Genomic DNA, 20,319 nt, shown 5'->3' on the forward strand with positions numbered 1-20,319 from the left:
TAGTTTCGTCCTGAGGTGCCGGTACACCTGGCATCGTTTTGTAGCACGCAGCTTCTTTTACTTGTTGTGTTTCCTCATGGTGCCCGTCGCCGGGCACCGTGGGCCACCGTGACGCCCCGGTGGCGCCGCAGCCGAACTATCGCTGCGGCAGATACTGAAGGGGGTCCTGAGGCTGGCCATCCTTGCGCACCTCGAAATGCAGCCTGGCACTTTCGGCGTCGCTATCGCCCATCGTAGCGATCACTTCGCCGGCCTCGACCACATCGTTCTCCGTGACCTGGAGCGAATCGTTGTGGGCGTAAGCGCTCAGGTATTGGTCGTTATGCTTGAGCAGGACGAGGTTGCCGTAGCCCCTCACCCCGCTGCCCGCATAGACCACGATACCGGGGCCAGCTGCTCTGACAGGTTGCCCCTTTTGCCCGGCGATATCAATGCCGGCGGTGATGCTGCCACCCTCACCGAAGCTACCAACCACTTCTCCATCGGTAGGCCACTGCCAGTCAACGTCTTCCACCGGCGTATAGCTTTGACTCTCGCGCTCGGGCTGGCGTTCCGGCGCTCCCGCCACCTCGGTGCCGGCATCCGGTTCTGCCTCGGCAGCCGGTTCCGGCTCTTCCTCGGGCTGAGCCGCAACGGCAACGTCCTCCTCGACACGAGAAGCTTCCTGCGATGTATCGGCGGGAGCCTGCGCAGGCGCTTCGGACCGTCCGTCGGACTGAGACGACGTCGCCGATCGGTTGCCGGCTACGCTCTCGGCGCCGGCGAGAGCCGCCTGACTCGGTGCCGCCCGGTCGCCCTCGAGAGACTGCACGGTCAGGCGCCGGTTGCGCTCGATGGCCTCCTCGTCGGGCAGCAGCCAGTCGTCGCCCTCGCTCCCCGCGGCGCCGCTGCCGAGAGCACTTGCCGTCGCCACTTGTTCCCCATCCCGTTCACCGGAGCGCTGTTCCTGCGACGGTTCGCCCGCGGCATCGCCCAGGCGCAGCTCCTGACCGGGTTGAATGCGGTAGGGCGGGCTGATGTCGTTGAGGCGGGCCAGGTCGCGATAGTCCATGTCATGGCGCCAAGCGATGCCATACAGGGTATCGCCCTGTTCCACCGTGTAGCGGCCGATCGTCTCGCTCTCCCGGCTCGCCGAGAGATCGCGGACCTGGGGCGTGCCACGCTCCTGCTGGGCGGCACAGCCGGCCATCGCCAAGGCAACGGCCGTCATGAGGAACACCTTACGCATTGGAGCCATCCTCCTTGTCAGGCGGGGGTTGAGAGCCTTCAGTTGCCATGTCGGGGTTGTCCCCGGCATAGCGATCAAGCATGAGGACCAGGGCCGCTCCGACCAGCATGGTCACCAGCACCGGCAGCAGCAGGCCGGGCTCCCCGGTCAGGTCGGCGTAGTGGCCGGGTGTCAGGTAGCGGTAGTCGAGCGGGATCATGCGCCCCTCGGGGCCGAGCTGGTAGCGGACGAGTTCACGCCAGGGCCACAGCACCGGCAGTGAGCCGACGATGAAGCCGACCAGCAGCTGCAGGGTCGCGGCGTGATAGTGGCGAAGCAGCCATGAAAGCAGGCGAGAGAAGCCGAACAGGCCAATCAGGCAGCCGATCGAAAACGTGCCGAGCAGCGCCAGATCGAAGCTGCGTATGCCCTGCATCACGGTTCCGTAGAGTCCCATGGAGAGCAGCAGGAAGCTGCCCGAGACGCCGGGCAGCAGCAGCGCGCTGATGGCGATGGCCCCGGCGATGACGAGCATCAGCGAGGGGCTGCCCAGCAGGTTGACCATGGGCATCAACTTGGGTAACCCGTGCGCCAGCAGCAGACCGACGACCAGCGGCAGCAAGTGCCACGGTTTCCAGTCGACGGGATGACGACTGACCACCAGCGCCGAGGCCGCCACCAGGCCGAAGAAAAAGCCGTTGAGCAGCAGCGGATAATCATCCAGCAGCCAGACGACCAGATGTGCCACGCTGACCAGACTGATGCCGACACCAAGCAGCAGCGGCAGCGCGAACGCCAGGTTGAGGTGGACGACGAGCCCACGCAGCCCGCCGCGTCGCCAGGCCGGGATGGCGGCGGGACCGAACTGTTTGATGGTATGAATGAGCTCCTCGTAGATCCCGGTGACGAAGGCAATGGTGCCACCGGAAACGCCTGGCACGGCGTCGGCCGCGCCCATGCCGGCCCCCTTGAGAAAGACACTGAGTTGTCGCTTCAACGAATCACTCCTTGCAACAGCGGCACGAAGCGTACCCGCTCCAGCCGCTGGACGTCATGTTGGTGGCCGAGGCGCCGCACCCGGGTCAGCCACTGCGCCCCCGTCGCATCGGCCAGCGGCAGGATCATCACACCTCCGTCGGCCAACTGCGCGATCAAGGCCTCGGGCAATTCATGGGCGCAGGCGGTAAGCAGCACGACATCGAAAGGTGCGGCTTCCTGCCAGCCATGGCCGCCGTCGGCCAGACGCAGGCGCACGTTATGCGCCCGCAGCAGGCGCAACCGCTGTGCCGCCCGGCGATGCAGGGCACTGATGCGCTCCACCGACCACAGCTCCGGCACCAGGCGAGACAGGATCAGCGTCTGATAACCGGACCCGGTACCGATCTCCAGCACGCGTCGTGGCGCCTCACCCATCACCAGCTCGGTCATGCGCGCCACCATCCATGGCTGCGATAGCGTCTGGCCATGGCCGATGGGCAACGAGGTATCCTCATAAGCACGATGAGCCAACGCTTCGTCGAGGAACAGATGGCGCGGCTCGCCGGCCATGGTCCGCAGCACCCGTTCGTCGACGATGCCCTGGTCTGCCAGGCGCGCCGCCATTCGGTCACGGGTTCGCTGCGATGTCATGCCGACACCGCGCAGCAACTCAGACAATCGTTCAGGCGAATGCATCCAGCCAGCCCTGCACATCTTCGATAGCGGCACGCTGCGTCAGGTCGGTCTGCAACGGCGTGATCGACACATAGCCCGCCTCGATGGCGGCGAAATCGGTATCCGGGCCATCATCGGCATTCTGTCCCACGGCCGCAATCCAGTAGCGCAGCCGCCCACGCGGATCGCGTACCTCCATCGGCCGCTCGGCCGGACCGCGATAGCCCATGCGAGTGACGCGAAAACCCTGGATCTCGTCCCAGGGTAGGTCCGGCACGTTGACGTTGAGCAGGCTGCGGGGCGGCAACGAGAGCTGGTCTGCCGCCCCCACCAGGCTCGCCGCCACACGCCCGGCGGTGTCGAAATGGTGCGAGCCGACCAGCGACATGGCGATCGCCGCCATGCCCAGGTTGCGCCCTTCCATGGCTGCCGCCACGGTGCCCGAGTAGAGCACGTCGTCTCCCAGATTGCCGCCATGGTTGATGCCCGAGATCACCAGGTCGGGTTTCTCGTCCCAGACACCGTTGACACCCAGATAGACACAGTCGGCCGGCGTTCCGTCGACGCAGTGGAAACCGTTGTCCAGTGCCGTCAGCGACAGCGGCCGGCTGAGCGTTAACGAGTTGCTCGCCCCGCTGCGATCGCGATCGGGCGCTACCACGCGCAGCCGGGCATGCGGCGCCAGCGCCTCGTAAAGGGCGCGCAGGCCCGGAGCATGAACTCCGTCATCGTTGGAAAGCAAGAGTCTGCGCATGGATATGACCTCTTCGATATGGCTCACGCCTCGGCGTGGATGCCGTCAAGCGCAAGCGTAAGCGTCGGATGCGCGATCAGTTCGCGCAGCACTGCCGTGGCGAAACCGCCCCGCGGCAGGCTGAAATCGAGCCGCAATCGATCGCCCTCGTACGTCAGCTGTGGATGATCCAGGCGCATGCGCAGGGCGCGCCGGGCCAGGCGGACGCCGCTGCGCTCGAGCCCTTCGCACAGCGCCGCATGCCGCACCTGGAGCGCCTGCTCGTAGCGCCCCGCCTCGCCGCTGGCGTGGGAGTCGCCGACGCCCCACAGTATACCGGTGGGGTGCAGGTCGAGCGTTGCCGCCCGCTCGCTCAGATCGGCAGCGACCGTCTCGACGACGAACTGGCTCGCCGTCCCGTCGAGCATCGCCACGTCGCCCGGTACCAGATGCTGCCAACTGCCGTCCGCCAAGCGCGTGGCCAGCAGTTCGTTGAACAGGAAGCTGCGCGCGGCGGAGAGCAGCATGCCCTCACGATCGTCACGCTTGCGCCAGCCGCGCGCCAGCACCGCCCGAGCGCGCATCAGATTACGCCCCTCCGGGCCGAAGCGCTGGGGGCCGAACAGGTTGGGCACGCCATGCCGGCACAGCCAGGCCCAGCGTTGGTCGAGGCCGGCCTGGACCGCCACCCCCGATATCCGCAGGGTGAAGCGGTTGGTGCGGTGAACGCCGCGCTTGAGCTTACGTGGATGACGCACCTGCTCGAGCACGCGTATCCCGCACTCGCCCAGCCGCTCGCTCAGGTCGGCCGGCGCCTCGCGGCCCGGCAGGTGTAGCGAGAGCCACTGCCGGGTCACGGCAATGCGATCCTTCATGCCCGAGTAGCCCACGGCGCGCTGCGGCAAATTGCCGACGCGTGCGAGATGACGCACCGCCTCCAGGGTGGTAAGGCCGCGCTTCTCGATCCATAGCCACAGGTGCTCGCCATGCCCCTCCGGCGCGAAACCGAGCGACTCCTCGACTACGAAGTCCTCTGGCACCAGGCGGTATTCGCCGGCGCTGGGCGGACCGAATTCGGCCTCGGTGGCACGTGGCCAGTCCCGCCGTCCTAGCGTCTCGCTCACGCATCATCTCCCCGCCGGGCGAGCAGCACCACGGCTTCGGCGGCGATGCCCTCGCCACGCCCGGTGAAGCCAAGCCGCTCGGTGGTGGTCGCCTTGACGTTGACGTCATCGATGGAGAGCGCGAGGTCTTGGGCGATACGCTTGCGCATGGTCGTAATATAAGGTGCCATCTTCGGCACCTGGGCGATTACGGTGGCATCCACGTTGCCGATCCGGTAATCGGCCTCATGGATTAGCGCCGCCACATGGCGCAGCAGGACGCGGCTGTCGGCACCTTCCCAGGCCGGGTCGGTATCGGGAAAATGGCGACCGATGTCACCCAGGGCGCAGGCGCCAAGCAGCGCGTCGCTGATGGCATGCAGCAGCACGTCACCGTCGGAGTGGGCAACGAAGCCATGTTCGAAGGGGATGGCGACGCCGCCAATCATCAAGCGGTCACCTTCGCCGAAGCGATGGACATCGAAACCATGGCCGATGCGGAACATTCAGGAATTCTCCTCGTGGGCCGATCCGGGGCTCGGTGCCGCCTCGGCCCGCTGAGCGGCCAGGACGTGGCCCGCCAACGCCAGGTCCTCCGGGTGAGTGATCTTGATATTGTCGCGGCGTCCAGGCACCAGCCGCGGCGAGAAGCCCAGTTCCTCCACCGCCGACGCCTCGTCGGTGATCGTCAGGCCACGCCTGGCGGCTTCATCCAGCGCACGGCGCAGCAGTCCGTAGCGAAAACCCTGGGGCGTCTGCGCGTGCCATAGCCCGAGTCGCGATTCGGTGGCGGCCACGCGGCCCTCGCCATCGTCACGCTTCATGGTGTCGGCCGCCGGCGCGGCAAGCAGACCGCCCACCGCATCCTGCTGGAGAATCTGGTAAAGACGCGCCAGATCGTCGATGCTCACGCAGGGGCGTGCCACATCGTGGACCAGTACCCAGTCGTTGTCGTGCGCCTCGTCGGCAATCTGAGCCAGCGCCTGTCGCACCGAATCGGCGCGCTCGTCGCCACCGTCGCTGCGCCGCCAGCGGGCGAACGGCACCCAAGCCGGATCGAAGTGGGCATCATCGGGGGCGAGGCACAGGCACAGCCGCGCCGCGGGGAAGGCCCGGTGCAAGCGCGCCAGCGTATGCGCCATGACCGGGCGATCGGCCAGCGTCAGGTACTGCTTCGGCAACTCGGCGCCCATGCGCCGGCCCTGACCCGCCGCGGGAACCACCAGCCACAGCCGCGCATCGAGAGTGCGCTCGCTCATTGCCCGCTCCCGCCGCTGTGGGTGTCGCCAGCGCCGCTTGCCACGCCGGGGACCCAATAGAACTGCTCGTCGGTGCGCACCATGCCGATGTCGCTACGCGCCCGCTCCTCGATGGCGTCGAGACCCGTCTTGAGATCCACCACCTCGGCGGCCAGGCGTGCGTTGCGGTCGCGCAGCGGCTTGTTGGCGGTGTCCAGCTGGACCACGCGTTCGCGAATCTCTTCCAGCTCGTAGACGCCGCTGGCGCCGAACCAGAGCCGGTACTGCAGCAGCGCGAGCAGCAGCAGCAGGCCCACGGCGAGCCACTTGAGCATCGATCCATCCTCATGATTCTGAATGCCCGGCATTATGCCATCATCGCCCGGCCGGCTCACGCCTTGGCAAGGTCACCGTCGATTGACGGCGGTCATCGGCGCAGCATCGCTAGATCGTACCCTGCCTGAACGGCAGGGCACATTCGGCAGCCCGGCAATACGCCTCGACATGGCGGCGCTCCTCGTCGCAGAAGCCTGCCACGGCACGGCGCAACCCCCGATCGGCAATGTAGTGCAGCGAGCGCAGCCGGCGAGGAGCGAAGCCACGCAGGAGCTTGTGCTCGCCCTGGGTACCGGGATCGAAGCACGTCAGCCCCCGCGCCAGGCAGTGCTCGATACCCTGGTAGTAGCAGGCTTCGAAATGCAGGCTGTCGGCCAATACCTCGCTGCCCCAGTAGCGGCCATACAGGGTGCGGCTACCCTGCAGGCAGAGCGCGGCGGCGACCGGCTGGCCGTCGAGGCGCGCCTGAACCAGCAGCAGCGACTCGGGAAGGGAGCGACGCAGGCGACGGAAGAAGTCGAGGTTGAGGTAGCCACTGCGTCCACGCTCTAGGTAGGTAATCTCGTAGCAGCGAAAGAAGTGAGCGAGATCCTGCTCGCCGATGGCCTCGCCTTCCAGACGATGCAAGGTCAGGCCCTGCTCGGCCACCAGGCGCCGCTCGCGGCGAATTGCCTTGCGCCGCTTGGAGCTCAACGCCGCCAGGAAACCTTCGAAGTCGCCGTAGCCGCGGTCTCGCCACTGGAATTGCACGCCGCCGCGCACCAGCAGATGGGGGCGGACCTGGATCCAGGCATCGACCTCGTCGTCGGTGGCGTACAACAGATGCCAGCTCGACAACGCGCTCGCCTCCCACGCCTCGGCCAGCAACTCGCGCGCCATCAGTGGATCGACATCGTCGGCCAGCGCCAACCGCGGACCCGGTACCGGGGAGAACGGAATCGCCGTGAGTCCCTTGGGATAGTAGCGCCCGCCGGCACGCTCCCAGGCATCGGCCCAGGCCCAGTCGAACACGTATTCACCGTAGGAGTGGCTCTTGTGATAGTACGGCATGATGCCGACCAGGGACTCGCCACGCCAGAGCGTAAGATGCCGCGGCGACCAGCCGGTAGCGCGGCTCACCGCCCCGCTCGCCTCCAGCGCGTGCAGGAATTCATGGCGCAGGAACGGATGATCGTCGCCGACCAGCGCATTCCACTGCGCGGCGGATACCGCCTCGATGGCGGGCAGCTCCTTGAGGCTCAGCTCGGGCATGGCGCTTCCATAGGCATAGCGGTGGCGGCTGCAAGTCATCGATGGAGGGCCTACATTGTGCCCAGACCCACCTACCCTTTCCATCATCGCCCAGGAAAGTCGCGACGGAAACCGAGGGCAGATAAAAGGCGGTGACGCAGCCGACCCGACAGACTTTCTGTAATAAAACTACGCAACATGCGCCCGTCGGCTTCAAAGATCGAATTGAATGCGAGATAATTGTGTAAATTTACTTTCACCAGACATTGTGAGGTGTTCCCCATGGCTCGCCCCAGCGCACTACACCCAACCGTCGATCAGGTGACTTCCCGCATCCGCGAACGCTCGCAAGGACGCCGCAAGCTCTACGAGGCGCACATGGCCGCTCAGCACAAGCAGGGCGTGCACCGCGGCGAGCTCTCGTGCGGCAACCTGGCTCACGGCTTCGCCGGCTGCGATCATGCCGGCGACAAGGACCGCCTCAAGCTGACCAATAGCGCCAACTTGGGCATCGTTTCTTCCTATAACGACATGCTCTCGGCGCATCGTCCTTTCGAGGATTACCCCGCCACCATCAAGGAGGCGGCGCGCGGCATGGGCAGCACCGCCCAGTTCGCCGGCGGCGTGCCGGCGATGTGCGACGGCGTCACCCAGGGCATGCCCGGCATGGAGCTGTCGCTGTTCTCCCGCGATGTGATCGCCATGGCCACTGCCGTGGCGCTATCCCACAACATGTTCGACGCCGCGCTGTATCTCGGCATCTGCGACAAGATCGTGCCGGGCCTGTTCATCGGCGCGGCGCGCTTCGGTCACCTGCCGGCGGTGTTCGTTCCCGGCGGCCCCATGCCCAGCGGCCTGCCCAACGACGAGAAAGCCCGCGTGCGCCAACTCTATGCCGAAGGCAAGGCGGGCCGCGAGGAGCTGCTCGAGGCGGAGTCGCGCTCCTACCACAGCCCGGGCACCTGCACCTTCTATGGCACCGCCAACTCCAACCAGCTGATGATGGAGATGATGGGACTGCACCTGCCCGGCGCCTCCTTCGTCAACCCGGGCACGCCGCTGCGCGAGGCGCTGACCCGCTACGCCGCCGAGCAAGCGGTGCGCAACACCGAACAGAGCGGCAACTACCGGCCCTTCTATCGTCAGATAGACGAGCGCGCGATCGTCAACGCCATGATCGGCCTGCTTGCCTCCGGCGGCTCGACCAACCATACCCTGCACCTGGTGGCGATGGCCGCTGCGGCCGGCATCACCATCAACTGGGACGACTTCACCGCGCTCTCGGCGGTGGTGCCGAGCCTGACGCGTATCTACCCCAACGGCAGCGCCGACGTGAACCATTTCCAGGCGGCCGGGGGCATGAGCCTGCTGATCCGCGAACTGCTCGGCGCCGGGCTGCTGCACGGCGACATTCCCACCGTGTTCGGCACCGACCTCACCGCGTATACCCAAGAGCCGTTCCTAGACGACGGCAAGCTGGTATGGCGCGAAGGCCCCGAGGAGAGCCTCGACCGCGACGTGCTGCGTCCGGTCGATGACCCCTTCGCCCCCACCGGCGGGCTGGTGGTGCTCGACGGCAACCTCGGTCGCGGCGTGATCAAGATCTCGGCGGTCAAGCAGGCGCACCGCGTGGTCGAGGCACCGGTACGTATCTTCGACGACCAGAGCCAGGTCAAGGCCGCCTTCGAATCCGGCGAGCTCGACCGTGACGTGGTGGTGGTGGTGCGCTTCCAGGGGCCCAAGGCCAACGGCATGCCGGAACTGCACAAGCTCACCCCCTTCCTCGGCGTGCTGCAGGACCGTGGCTACCGTGTGGCATTGGTCACCGACGGGCGCATGTCGGGCGCTTCAGGCAAGGTACCGGCTGCGATCCACGTCACGCCGGAGGCGGTGGACCGCGGCCCGCTGGCGCGCCTGCGCGAGGGCGACGTGGTGCGCCTGGATGCCGAGAACGGCGAGCTCACCGTCCTGGTCGACGCCGCCGAGTTCGCCAGCCGCAGCGTCATCGAACCCAACCTGGAGCGCTATCACTTCGGCATGGGCCGCGAACTGTTCGGGGGTTTCCGCCACCTGGCTGCCAAGGCCGAGCAGGGCGCCGGAGTGTTCGGCGGCTTCGAGGCCGAGGTCCTGTCGCGGGAGTTGGAGAAGATCGAACAGGAGGACCAATGAACGCATCACGGGAGGGCCGCCCATGACGCGTCAGGCACTCGTCGGCGACATCGGCGGCACCAACGCCCGCTTTGCCCTGGTCACCCCCGGCGAGTTCGTTCCTCACGACATTATGACGCTGTCCTGTGCCGACTATCCCGGCATGGTGGAGGCGGTGCGCGACTATCTCTCGCAGGTCGGTCGTGTGGCTGATGATGCGCCGCGCGAAGCGTGCCTGGCCTTCGCCTGCCCCATCGGCGACGACCAGGTGACCATGACCAACAATCATTGGTCTTTCTCGCGGCGCGAGGCGCAGGCAGCGCTCGGCCTCGAGCGCTTCAAGGCGATCAACGATTTCACCGCCCAGGCGCTGGGGGTGCCGCACGTGGGGCCCGACGAGCTGGTTGAAGTACAGCCGGGCAGGTCGCGCGAGCATGCCGCCTGCCTGGTCATCGGCCCCGGTACCGGGCTCGGCGTGGCCGGCATCTTTCCGGGGCGCCGGGCGTGGATTCCGTTGCCCACCGAGGGCGGTCACGTCACCTTCGCCCCCACCGACGAACGCGAGCAGAACCTGCTGCGCCACTTCCGTAATCGCTACGGCCGGGTGTCGGTAGAACGCATCCTGTGCGGCCAGGGGCTTCTCGACCTCTACCTGGCGCACTGCTCGCTGAAAGGGACCAACCCGAGCTGCCAGCGCCCCGCAGAGGTAACCGCCGCCGCCGCGGGCGGCGATGCCATCGCCCGTGATACCCTGCTGCGGTTTCTCAAGATCCTCGGCGACGTCTGCGGCGATGCCGCCCTGACCATGGGGGCGCGTGGCGGGGTCTACCTGTGCGGCGGTATCCTGCCGCGCCTGCTCGATTGGCTGCCGCAGAGCGGCTTCCGCGAGGCCTTTGCCGACAAGGGACGCATGAGCGCTTACACCCGGTCGATTCCGGTGCAGGTGGTCACCGCACCCTGGCCGGGTCTGCTGGGCGCCGCCGAGGCCCTGCGCAACGAAGAAGTAGAGTGATGAGGAGGTGAAATGATTCCCCAGAGCCTACGAGCCTTGCTCGATGCCACCGATGGCCAGCGCCAAAGCCAATGGGCAGGACGCCCGATATGGCTGGCCCGCGAAGCGTGGGGCGAGCTGGCCGTCTGCTTGCAGGGAGCCCAGGTGCTCCACTTTCAACCTTGCGCATCCGGCCACGCGCGAGCCGGCACGCCAAGCGCAGGCGAGGGCGAAGAAGCGCTGGTGCCCGGCGGCTGGCTATGGGTGACGCCCACGCCGCAGGCGCTGCCCGGCGCCATTCGCGGCGGCATCCCGCTATGCTGGCCCTGGTTCGCCGACGAGCGCGGCGCCGACGAGAGCCCCGACCGCTCGGGCCCCTTCCACGGTACGGCACGCAAGGCCCAATGGCGTCTGGAGGCGGTAGACGAACACGAGGGTGGGGTGGAACTGCACCTATCGCCCAGCGAACGCCTGCATAGCCAGCTGACTCCCCGCGCAGTGATTCAGGCCAACGCCCGGCGGCTCCACGTGGAACTGATCACCGAGCACGCCGGCGAGACGCCGATCAAGCTCAGCGGCGCCCTGCACAGCTACCTGGCCGTGGCGGACAGCTTCGCCTGCCGCCTCGCGGGGCTCGCCGGCGCCCGCTACCTGGACAAGCTGGCCGGCTTTGCCGAGCGTGAACAGCAGGGCGAACTCGCCGTGCGCGGCGGGCTCGACCGCATCTATCACAGCAATGCCGAGGTAACGCTCGACGACGGCAGCCACCGCCTGCGTATCGCCCGCCAGGGCAGCGATTCGGCGGTCGTCTGGCATCCGGGCGAGGTACTGCCCGACGACACGTCCGCCGAGGCGGCGCGCCACTTCCTCTGTGTGGAGTCGGCCAATACCCGGCTCGATCCGGTATGGCTCGTGCCTGGCGCCCAGCACCTGCTGGGTACGACCCTGTCGCGGGTGGATTAGCCGCGCGAGCCACACGCGTCGGACGACAACAACGACATCGAGGAGCCACCATGACCCCTGTGATCGCCTTCGGCGAAGCCTTGGTCGACATGCTCTCCAGTCGACTCGGCGACCAGGCCGGCGACGCCCCGGAGACGTTTACCCCTTATGCCGGCGGCGCCCCGGCCAACGTGGCCGTGGCCTGCGCCCGCCTGGGCGTGCCCAGCCGTTTCCTCGGCATGCTCGGCGAGGATCATTTCGGCGACTTTCTCGCCGCCGAACTCAGCGCTCACGGGGTCGATCTCTCCGGCGTGGTGCGTACGCGCGAGGCGCGCACGGCGCTGGCGTTTGTCTCGCGCGATGCCCACGGCGAGCGCACCTTCGACTTCTACCGCCCGCCGGCCGCCGATCTGCTCTATCGCCTCGAGCACCTGCCGGCCGGTGTCTTCGCCGCCCCCGCCATCGTGCACTTCTGCAGCAACAGCCTCACGGAGCCCGAGATCGCCGACACCACTCTGGCCATGGCCGATATGGCCAGCCGTGCCGGCTGCCTGGTCAGCGTCGATGCCAATCTGCGCCACAATCTGTGGACCAGTGGCAGCGCCGACATCGCCCTGGTCACCCAACTGATCGATCGCGCCGGACTGGTCAAGCTTTCCACCGACGAACTCGAATATCTGCGCGCCGATCATCCGGCCGATGCTTGGCTGGCCGAGCGGCTCGCCACCGGCGTCAGGCTGCTGGTCATTACCGACGGCCCCGGCGAGGTGCGTGCCGTGGGGGTGGAGACGGATTTTCGCATCGCACCGCCCCGGGTCGAGGCGGTCGATACCACGGCCGGTGGCGACGCGTTCATCGGTGGCCTGCTCGCCGAGCTGGCCGGCCATCTCGGAGAGAAGGTCATCGAGGGCGGCTGGCACCGGGACGACGCCCTCCTGCGCCGCGCCGTGGAAACCGCCTGCCGCTGCGGCGCGCACGCCGTGACCCGCCCTGGCGCCTACGCCGCCCTGCCCGACCGCGACGACCTGGCCCGACTGCGCGGCTAGGGCCGGCGGCGCCCCCTCACACCGTAAGCCGCACGGGCAGGCGCCGGCGCAAGGACCGCGGCACCACCTGCTGCCCGACCCGATAGTCGCCCCGCGTGGCGGCCAGGGCACAGGTCAACGCCGTCGAGGCGATGCGGTCGTGATCCTGTACCGCCGAGTTGACCGGCAGCGGCAGGAAGTCGAGCAGGCGACTATCGCCGAAGGTGGCCAGGCGCAGCGTCTGCGGCAGGCCACCCTCCTCGAGCAACACATCGAACACGCCGTCGAGCAGCGTATAGGAGGCCGTGACCACGGCATCCGGAAGCCCGTGCCGCTCGAGCAGCTCGCGCATCAGCCGGGCGCCCTCGGCGCGGTCGTAGCGCTCGGCGCCGTAGGTGATCGCTTCGAGGTCGCGCCCCGCCAGCGCCTGCTGGAAACCGGCCCGCCGCTCGCGGCTGATCGACAATGCCGGCACCGCATCCAGCCAGGCGATACGCTTCACCGAGTCGTCGAGCAGCGAACGGGTCAACTGCTCTGCGGCGTCGCGGTCGTTGCTCACCACGCTGGCGAAGCGTCGGGGATCGAACCCGCGATCCACCGCGACCACCGGCAGTCCGCCCTCCAGCAGCTCGGCGTAGAAAGGGTCATCCATCGGCAGGCAGCTGGCGGTGATCAACACCTCGCAACGCTGGGCACGCAGTGCCAGCGCCAGGTCGCGCTCGGTATCCGGCTGGTCGTCGGAGCCGACGATCAGGAGCTGGTACCCCTGTTCGCGAGCGCCGCGCTCCAGGCGCTTGGCCAGACGCGCATAGCTGGCATTCTCAAGGTCGGGCACGATCAGCCCGAGTATGCGACTCGATCCGCGGCGCAGCGCCGCGGCCTGGGCGTCGACGCGATAGCCATGCTGGCGAACCATCGCCATTACCCTGTCGACGGTATCCTGGCTGATGCGTCGCTCGGCGGCCTTGCCGTTGATGACGTAGCTGGCGGTGGTGCGCGAGACCCCGGCCAGTCGGGCGATTTCGGCGAGTGTCATGGTTGTCCTCTTGTTCCTAGGGCAAAGTCTACGTCAGTCGAACGCATTCCCACCCCCTGCCAAAGTCGAAGATGGAGTGGCTTGCCAATTTAAGTGAATCGATCCAGCATGAAATTCATCTCAGGTGACACGATTCATCAAGCGATTTGACCGCCTCACCGACCGATTGCACTGCTCGGCCCGTCGCCGCGATCAGGAGACCCACCATGCTCACGCTACACCCGGACGATATCCGGCTCGACTGCCAGGCGACGACCTGGCGCGACGCGCTGGAACAGGCCGCCGAGTCGCTGCACCAGGCGGGGCTGACCGCCGCCGACTACCGCGACGGCCTGTTCGAGCGCGAGGCGCAGTCCTCGACCTACCTCGGCAATGCCATCGCCATCCCCCACGGGACGCCGCAGAGTCGCGAGCACGTCCGCACCACCGGTGTGCGTGTGCTGCAATTCCCGGCCGGGGTCGAGTGGCACGATGGCCAGCGAATCCATGCGCTGGTGGCGATCGCCGCCAAAAACGACGAACACCTTGATATCCTGCGCCAGCTCACCCACGTGCTCGGCGACGACAGCATCGGCGAGCGGTTGGCCAGTGCCCGCTCGGCCGCCGACCTGGCCGGCCTGCTGTCGAAGGCGCCGGTGGAGGCGCGCCTGGACGCCGAGACCCTGTGCCTCGGCTTTCCTGCCCGTGACATTCGCGAGCTGGCGCTGGCGGGAGCCGCCCGGCTGCGCCAGCTCGGCTGCGTCAGCAACGAGTTCGTCGCCACCATGGCCGAATGCACCCCGCTGCGCCTCGGCCAAGGCCTGTGGTTCGCCTCGAGCGACCGAAGCGTCGAGATACCGGCGCTGAGTCTGGCCACCCCCGCGGATCCGCTGGAGGAGAACGGCGAGCGCGTCAACGGCATGTTCTGCCTCGCTACACGCGGCGAGGCCCATCGTGGCCTGCTGGAGCGTGTCCTGGCGCTGCTCGATAGCGGGGCGGCCGGCGAGTTGCCCAGGATCGATGCCGCTACCGTGCTGGCACGGCTGGCCGGCGAATCGGCCACGGCCCATACCCGGCTCGCCCGCGTGCTCAACGCCCACGGCCTGCACGCACGCCCGGCCAAGCAGCTGGTGCAGGTGGCCCGCGAACAGAGCATGCCGATCCACGTCCGGTTGGCCGAAGGGGGAAATCAAGCGGTACCGGCCACCAGCCTGACCAAGGTGATCAACCTCGGCGCCCGACGCGGGCAGCAGCTCGCCTTCTCCGCTGAAGGCGCCGACGCCGAGACGGCGTTGCAAGCGGTCTGCGAAGCCGTGGCCACCGGCCTTGGCGAGAGGGTTCTACCATTCGACGAGAGCCGCGAGCGAAGTGCGCCACGCGTCCAGGGCGCGTCACCGCCGGAGCCCTTGCCCGCCGATACGCCCCACCCTGGGGTGGCGGCCTCGCCAGGGCTCGCCATCGCCCCGGTCTTCGTGCTGCAGGCGCCACGCTTCGAGTATCCCGAGCGGGCCGCCGACCCAGTGGAGCAGCAGCATCGCCTGGAACGGGCGCTGCGTACCGGCGCCCAGCAGCTCGAGGCCCTGGTAGGGGAAGCCCGCGGTGGCGAGGTGGCCGAGATCCTCTCCATGCACGAGGAGATGCTGACCGACCCCGAGCTGCACCAGGCGGCCCGCGAGGGCATCGGCGAAGGCCGTTCCGCCGAGGCTGCCTGGTGGGACGCCATCGAGACCGCTGCCCATGCCCAGGAAATGCTCGCCGACCGTCTACTTGCCGAACGCGCCGCCGATCTGCGTGATGTCGGCCGCCGAGTGCTTGGCATCCTCTGCGATGTCGCCCTGCCCGAGGCGCCCGAGACGCCCTATATCCTGGTCACCGACGATATCGGCCCCTCCGACGTAGCGCGGCTCGACACGCGCCGGGTGCGCGGCCTGCTCACCGCCCGCGGCGGCGCCACCGCGCACAGCGCGATCCTCGCCCGGGCGCTGGGCATCCCCGCCGTAGTAGGCGCCGGCGAGCGGGTGATGAGGCTGACCAACGGCGAGGAGCTGATCCTCGACGGCGAACGCGGCCGCGTCACCCCAGCGCCCTCCGCCGAGCGCCGCGCCGCCGCCGAGCAACGCCTGGCCGAGCGCGAGCGCCGTGAAGCCGAAGCCTGGGCAGCACGCTTCGAGCAGGCCCGTTGCCGCGATGGCCACCGCGTGGAAGTCGCCGCCAACCTGGGCAACACCGCCCACGCTGCCGACGCCGTGGAGCGCGGCGCCGAGGGCGTGGGGCTGCTGCGCACCGAATTCCTGTTCATGGCCCATGCCCGGGAGCCGGACCTCGACACCCAGATCGAGGAGTACCGCGAGGCGCTCGACGCCCTGGACGGGCGACCGCTGGTGGCGCGCACCCTGGACGTGGGCGGCGACAAGCCGCTGCCCTACTGGCCGGTGCCGAAGGAGGACAACCCCTTCCTCGGACTGCGCGGCATTCGCCTGTCGCTGACCCGCCCCGAGGTGCTCGGAACCCAGCTGCGAGCGCTGTTGATGGCCGCCGCGCCCACATCGAACAACCAGCCACGGCCGCTGCGCATCATGCTGCCGATGGTCAAGGATATCGGCGAGTTCCGTGCCGCTCGCGCCATCTTCGATCGCCTGCTCGACGAGATACCGGCCAGCGAGCGAGCCGTCGACGTGCAGCTCGGCGTGATGATCGAGGTACCTTCGGCGGCGCTGCTGGCGTCGACGCTGGCCGCCGAGGTCGACTTCTTCTCGGTGGGCACCAACGACCTGACCCAGTACGCGCTGGCGATCGACCGCGACCACCCCGAACTCTCGGCCCAGGCCGATGGCCTGCACCCTGCCGTGCTGCGCCTGATCGAGATGACCGTGACGGCGGCTCATGCCCACGGCAAGTGGGTCGGCGTGTGCGGCGAACTGGCCAGCGACGCCATGGCGGTGCCGGTACTGGTGGGCCTCGGCGTCGACGAACTCTCGGTGAGCGCGCGGCAGGTACCGCTGGTCAAGGCGAGACTGCGCGAGTTCGACCTGAACGAGGCCTACGACCAGGCCGAGCTGGCCCTGGCCCAGGCTACCAGCGAGGCGGTACGCGACGCCCTGGAGGTTCGTTGATGGCCCGCGTGCTCACCCTCACTCTCAATCCGGCCCTGGACCTGTCCGTCAGCCTGGAGCGGCTGGTGCCGGGTGCGGTCAACCGCACCCGCGAGACTCACCTGACGGCGGCCGGCAAGGGCGTCAACGTGGCGCGAGTGCTGGTCGCGCTGGGCCACGACGTCACCGTGTCGGGTTTCCTCGGCGCCGACAACGACGGCCCCTTCCTGCGTGCCTTCGAAGCCATGGGCGTGGAAGACGCCTTTCTGCGCGTGCCCGGCGAGACGCGCGTCAACGCCAAGCTCGGCGAAGCCGACGGGCGTGTCACCGACATCAACGGTCCGGGCACCACCATCGGCCGTGACGCATGGCAGAGCCTGCTCGACGGGCTCGACACGCGCCTGGGCGATGCGCACCGGCGTCCGGATGCCGCGGTCATCGCCGGCAGCCTACCGCCCGGCGTTGGCGCCGAGGATCTGGCCAACCTGATCACGCGCCTGCGCACCGCCGGCCTGCCGGTGTGGGTCGACACCAGCGGTGCGGCGCTGGACCTGGCCATCGACGCCCGTCCCACCGCGGTCAAGCCCAACGAGCATGAGCTGGCCGCGTGGGCAGGGGTCGCGCTCGATACCGCCGAGGCCCGGCTCGACGCGGCCTTACGCCTCTATGCGGCCGGAGTCGAGGAAGCGGTGCTCTCCGCCGGGCCCGACGGGGTGCTGTGGGTCAGCCGTCGGGGCGCCTGGCAAGCGATGCCACCGCGCCTGGCGGTCGCCAGCACCGTCGGCGCCGGCGACACCCTGCTCGCCGGGCTGTTGCACGGCGTGCTCTCGAGTCACCCCCCGGAGCAAGCGTTGCGCCTGGCCACCGCGCTCTCCGCCGAATCCGTCCGCCACGTCGGGGTGGGCGATGCCTGCGCCGACGACTTCGCACACATCCAACAACAGACCCGCGTGCGTCGCCTCAACGACGTCGACGCAGGGGGAGCCCTCGCATGAACGTCATCATTGTCACCGCCTGCCCCAGCGGCATGGCCACCACTTTCCTCGCCGCCCGCCGCCTGGAGCAGGCCGCCCGCCGCCTCGGCTGGCAGCCCAGCATCGAGATGCATAGCGAGCTCGAGGCGCTTGTGCCCGTCTCGCCACAGGCCATCGCCGCTGCCGACCTGATCGTGGTCGCCGCCGATCATGTTCCCGCCGCTCAGCGCTTCGCCGGCAAGCGGCTGTTTCAAGCACCCATCGAGCAGGCGCTGCCCGAGCCGCAAGCGTTTCTCGAACGCGCCGAGCGCGAAGCGAGCGTTTATGCGGCGCCCGCCGAAGCGGCGCCGGCGGCTGCTCCGTCCGATACCGGCGGCAAGCGCATCGTTGCCGTGACCGCCTGCCCCACCGGGGTGGCGCACACCTTCATGGCCGCCGAAGCGTTGAGCGAGGCCGGCAGGGGCCTGGGCCATGCCATCCGCGTCGAGACCCAGGGTTCGGTGGGCGCACAGGACAAGCTGACCGACGAGGAGATCGCCAAAGCCGATGTGGTGATACTGGCTTGTGACATCGAAGTCGACCCGACTCGCTTCGCCGGCAAGCGCATCTACCGCACCTCCACCGGCAATGCGCTGAAGAAGCCGCGCCCCACCATCGAGGCGGCCCTCGAGCAAGCCGAGGTGGAGGACGCCGGCACCGTGGGACGCAAGCGCGAGACCGGCAAGAGTCTCAAGGAGAAGGGGGTCTACAAGCACCTGCTCACCGGTGTCTCCTTCATGCTGCCCATGGTGGTGGCCGGCGGCCTGCTGATCGCGCTCTCCTTCGTCTTCGGCATCGAGGCCTTCGAGCAGGAGGGCACGCTCGCCGCCGCGCTGATGCAGATCGGCGGCGGCACCGCCTTCGCCCTGATGATTCCCGTGCTGGCCGGCTATATCGCCTACTCCATTGCCGACCGGCCGGGGATCGCACCGGGCATGATCGGCGGCATGCTGGCGTCCGACATCGGCGCCGGCTTCATCGGCGGCATCCTTGCCGGCTTCCTGGCCGGCTACGTGGCGCTGGCTGTGACCCGCTACGTCAGGCTGCCGTCGAGCGTCGAGTCGCTCAAGCCGATCCTGATCATCCCGTTGATCTCGAGCTTGGTCACCGGACTGACCATGATCTATGTGATCGGCGAGCCGGTGGCGGCGATCCTGACCGGACTGACCGGTTTCCTCGCCGCCATGGATTCCACCAATGCCGTCCTGCTCGGCGTGCTGCTCGGCGCCATGATGTGCTTCGACCTGGGCGGCCCGGTCAACAAGGCCGCCTACACCTTCGGCGTCGGCCTGCTCTCCACGCAGACCTACGCGCCAATGGCGGCGATCATGGCCGCAGGCATGGTGCCCGCCATCGGCATGGGTATTGCCAGCTTCGTGGCACGCAGCAAGTTCTCCGAACCGGAGCGAGAAGCGGGCAAGGCGTCGTTCGTGCTGGGTCTGTGCTTCATCAGCGAGGGCGCAATCCCCTTCGCCGCCAAGGACCCGTTACGGGTCATTCCCGCCTGCATCGCCGGCGGTGCGGCGACCGGCGCGCTCTCCATGCTGGTCGGCGCCCAGCTGATGGCGCCCCATGGCGGCATCTTCGTGCTGCTGATTCCCAATGCCATCAATCCGATGCTGCTCTATCTCGGCGCCATCGTCGTCGGCTCGCTGATCACCGGCCTGGGCTACGCCGCGATCAAGCGCGATGCCGCGCCGGTGGCGGTGACCGCCAACGCCTGAGTCCGGAGTCGAGCGGTCCCACGAACCTTCGAGCGTCATGCTTGTCAAAATGTCTGACATTTAATAGGCTGGTCGCATTCCCCTTGTGGAGCCGTGACATGACGCTTGATGGCCTGCCCCCACACCAGGGCGGCGCCGAGGAACTGGCCTGCCTGCTGGCCCGCGCGCTGCTCGCCGGCCACTGGCAGCCGGGCGACGCCTTCCCCCGCGAGCTGGATCTCAGCACGCATTTCGGCGTGAGCCGCAACCAGGTGCGCAACGCGCTGGCCAGCCTCACGTCGACCGGCCTGCTCGAGCGCACCGCCGGACGCGGTACTCGCGTCCGTTCGATCGACGACTGGCACCTGCTCGACCCGCTGATGAGCGAGTGGCTGGCCGGTCTCGCCGATCCCGCCCCCCATCTGGTGCGCGAGATTCTCGCCTTTCGCTATTCGGCGGAGCCGGTCGTGGCGAGGCTCGCCGCCGAAGCCGCCGAGGCAGCGGACGTCGAACGCCTGGAGGCCGCCTACCAAGGCATGGCCCGCACCGCAGATGCCGCTCACGAGCAGCATGCGGAGTACGACGTGGCCTTCCACGACGCCATCTACCAGGCCAGCCACAACCTCGTCTGGCGCCAGATGGGCCACCTGCTGCGGCCGTCTATCATCGCCCTGATCCAGCGCTCCCAGGAGCCGCTCCACCGGCTCGATGCGGGCCTGCACGACAGCCTGGCCCGTCACGCCCGGGTACTCGACGCGATTCGTCGCCGGGCGCCCGATGCCGCTGAACGAGCCGCCCGCGACGTGCTGCAGCGTACGGCCGTCGACCTGGGCATCGTTACCGATACCGCGATCACGCCGCAGCATGCGGTAAACCCATAGGGACCCATT

The 20,319-nt window shown here is 68.3% G+C and carries 18 protein-coding genes; 8 read left to right on the forward strand and 10 right to left on the reverse strand.

Going from position 1 to position 20,319, the window contains the following annotated elements; translation table 11 throughout:
* Positions 1 to 136: 136 nt before the first annotated feature.
* The 9 genes from CYJ07_RS03195 to CYJ07_RS03235 form a co-directional block, all read right to left on the reverse strand.
* The gene (locus CYJ07_RS03195; protein ID WP_104202225.1) at positions 137 to 1,228 is read right to left on the reverse strand and encodes a peptidoglycan DD-metalloendopeptidase family protein; all 1,092 of its coding nucleotides are present in this window, start codon (positions 1,226 to 1,228) and stop codon (positions 137 to 139) included.
* Entirely contained in the window at positions 1,221 to 2,204 is a 984-nt protein-coding gene (locus tag CYJ07_RS03200) for a DUF368 domain-containing protein (RefSeq protein ID WP_104202226.1), read from the reverse strand. The genes CYJ07_RS03195 and CYJ07_RS03200 overlap by 8 nt, the downstream gene beginning before the upstream one ends.
* Positions 2,201 to 2,881, reverse strand: coding sequence for a protein-L-isoaspartate(D-aspartate) O-methyltransferase (locus CYJ07_RS03205; protein WP_104202227.1), 681 nt, complete (start codon positions 2,879 to 2,881; stop codon positions 2,201 to 2,203). The genes CYJ07_RS03200 and CYJ07_RS03205 overlap by 4 nt, the downstream gene beginning before the upstream one ends.
* Entirely contained in the window at positions 2,868 to 3,614 is a 747-nt protein-coding gene (surE, locus tag CYJ07_RS03210; RefSeq protein ID WP_104202228.1) for a 5'/3'-nucleotidase SurE, read from the reverse strand. The genes CYJ07_RS03205 and surE overlap by 14 nt, the downstream gene beginning before the upstream one ends.
* A 23-nt stretch (positions 3,615 to 3,637) precedes the next feature.
* On the reverse strand, positions 3,638 to 4,717 hold the full coding sequence (gene truD, locus CYJ07_RS03215; protein ID WP_104202229.1) for a tRNA pseudouridine(13) synthase TruD: 1,080 nt from the start codon (positions 4,715 to 4,717) through the stop codon (positions 3,638 to 3,640).
* A complete protein-coding gene (gene ispF, locus CYJ07_RS03220; RefSeq protein ID WP_104202230.1) occupies positions 4,714 to 5,202 on the reverse strand; it encodes a 2-C-methyl-D-erythritol 2,4-cyclodiphosphate synthase in 489 nt (162 codons plus the stop codon). Before ispF ends, truD begins: the two co-directional genes overlap by 4 nt.
* Positions 5,203 to 5,955 (reverse strand): 2-C-methyl-D-erythritol 4-phosphate cytidylyltransferase, encoded by a 753-nt coding sequence (gene ispD, locus CYJ07_RS03225; RefSeq protein ID WP_104202231.1) that lies wholly within the window; start codon positions 5,953 to 5,955, stop codon positions 5,203 to 5,205. It lies immediately after the preceding gene.
* Complete coding sequence (gene ftsB, locus CYJ07_RS03230) at positions 5,952 to 6,269, reverse strand: cell division protein FtsB (protein WP_104202232.1); 318 nt, start codon at positions 6,267 to 6,269, stop codon at positions 5,952 to 5,954. The genes ispD and ftsB overlap by 4 nt, the downstream gene beginning before the upstream one ends.
* 109 nt (positions 6,270 to 6,378) lie before the next feature.
* Positions 6,379 to 7,521, reverse strand: a complete 1,143-nt coding sequence (locus CYJ07_RS03235) for a GNAT family N-acetyltransferase (protein WP_104202233.1) — start codon at positions 7,519 to 7,521, stop codon at positions 6,379 to 6,381.
* A 261-nt stretch (positions 7,522 to 7,782) separates the two neighbouring features.
* Between CYJ07_RS03235 and edd the strand changes: the two genes are divergently transcribed.
* Genes edd through CYJ07_RS03255 form a run of 4 tightly spaced genes read left to right on the forward strand, consistent with a single transcriptional unit; the run spans position 7,783 to position 12,627 of the window.
* Entirely contained in the window at positions 7,783 to 9,669 is a 1,887-nt protein-coding gene (gene edd / locus CYJ07_RS03240; RefSeq protein ID WP_104202234.1) for a phosphogluconate dehydratase, read from the forward strand.
* A 22-nt stretch (positions 9,670 to 9,691) separates the two neighbouring features.
* Positions 9,692 to 10,660 carry a glucokinase gene (gene glk / locus CYJ07_RS03245; RefSeq protein WP_104202235.1) on the forward strand — a complete coding sequence of 323 codons (969 nt, stop codon included), beginning with the start codon at positions 9,692 to 9,694 and terminating at the stop codon, positions 10,658 to 10,660.
* A 12-nt stretch (positions 10,661 to 10,672) separates the two neighbouring features.
* On the forward strand, positions 10,673 to 11,602 hold the full coding sequence (locus CYJ07_RS03250) for an aldose epimerase family protein (RefSeq protein WP_104202236.1): 930 nt from the start codon (positions 10,673 to 10,675) through the stop codon (positions 11,600 to 11,602).
* Between the two features lie 50 nt (positions 11,603 to 11,652).
* Positions 11,653 to 12,627, forward strand: coding sequence for a carbohydrate kinase family protein (locus CYJ07_RS03255; protein WP_104202237.1), 975 nt, complete (start codon positions 11,653 to 11,655; stop codon positions 12,625 to 12,627).
* A gap of 16 nt (positions 12,628 to 12,643) precedes the next feature.
* Here the strand turns inward: CYJ07_RS03255 and cra are convergent, their stop codons facing one another.
* Positions 12,644 to 13,642, reverse strand: coding sequence for a catabolite repressor/activator (gene cra / locus CYJ07_RS03260; RefSeq protein WP_104202238.1), 999 nt, complete (start codon positions 13,640 to 13,642; stop codon positions 12,644 to 12,646).
* A gap of 206 nt (positions 13,643 to 13,848) precedes the next feature.
* Here cra and ptsP point away from each other — a divergent pair, with 206 nt between their 5' ends.
* The 4 genes from ptsP to CYJ07_RS03280 all read left to right on the forward strand — a co-directional run bounded on the left by ptsP (position 13,849) and on the right by CYJ07_RS03280 (position 20,310).
* The gene (ptsP, locus tag CYJ07_RS03265) at positions 13,849 to 16,734 is read left to right on the forward strand and encodes a phosphoenolpyruvate--protein phosphotransferase (protein ID WP_104202239.1); all 2,886 of its coding nucleotides are present in this window, start codon (positions 13,849 to 13,851) and stop codon (positions 16,732 to 16,734) included.
* The gene (pfkB, locus tag CYJ07_RS03270) at positions 16,734 to 17,708 is read left to right on the forward strand and encodes a 1-phosphofructokinase (RefSeq protein WP_104202240.1); all 975 of its coding nucleotides are present in this window, start codon (positions 16,734 to 16,736) and stop codon (positions 17,706 to 17,708) included. Before ptsP ends, pfkB begins: the two co-directional genes overlap by 1 nt.
* A complete protein-coding gene (locus CYJ07_RS03275; protein WP_104202241.1) occupies positions 17,705 to 19,450 on the forward strand; it encodes a PTS fructose-like transporter subunit IIB in 1,746 nt (581 codons plus the stop codon). Before pfkB ends, CYJ07_RS03275 begins: the two co-directional genes overlap by 4 nt.
* A gap of 98 nt (positions 19,451 to 19,548) precedes the next feature.
* Positions 19,549 to 20,310 carry a FadR/GntR family transcriptional regulator gene (locus CYJ07_RS03280; RefSeq protein WP_104202242.1) on the forward strand — a complete coding sequence of 254 codons (762 nt, stop codon included), beginning with the start codon at positions 19,549 to 19,551 and terminating at the stop codon, positions 20,308 to 20,310.
* Positions 20,311 to 20,319: the final 9 nt, after the last annotated feature.

The sequence above is a fragment of the Billgrantia saliphila genome, assembly GCF_002930105.1.
Classification (GTDB): Bacteria; Pseudomonadota; Gammaproteobacteria; order Pseudomonadales; family Halomonadaceae; genus Halomonas; species Halomonas saliphila.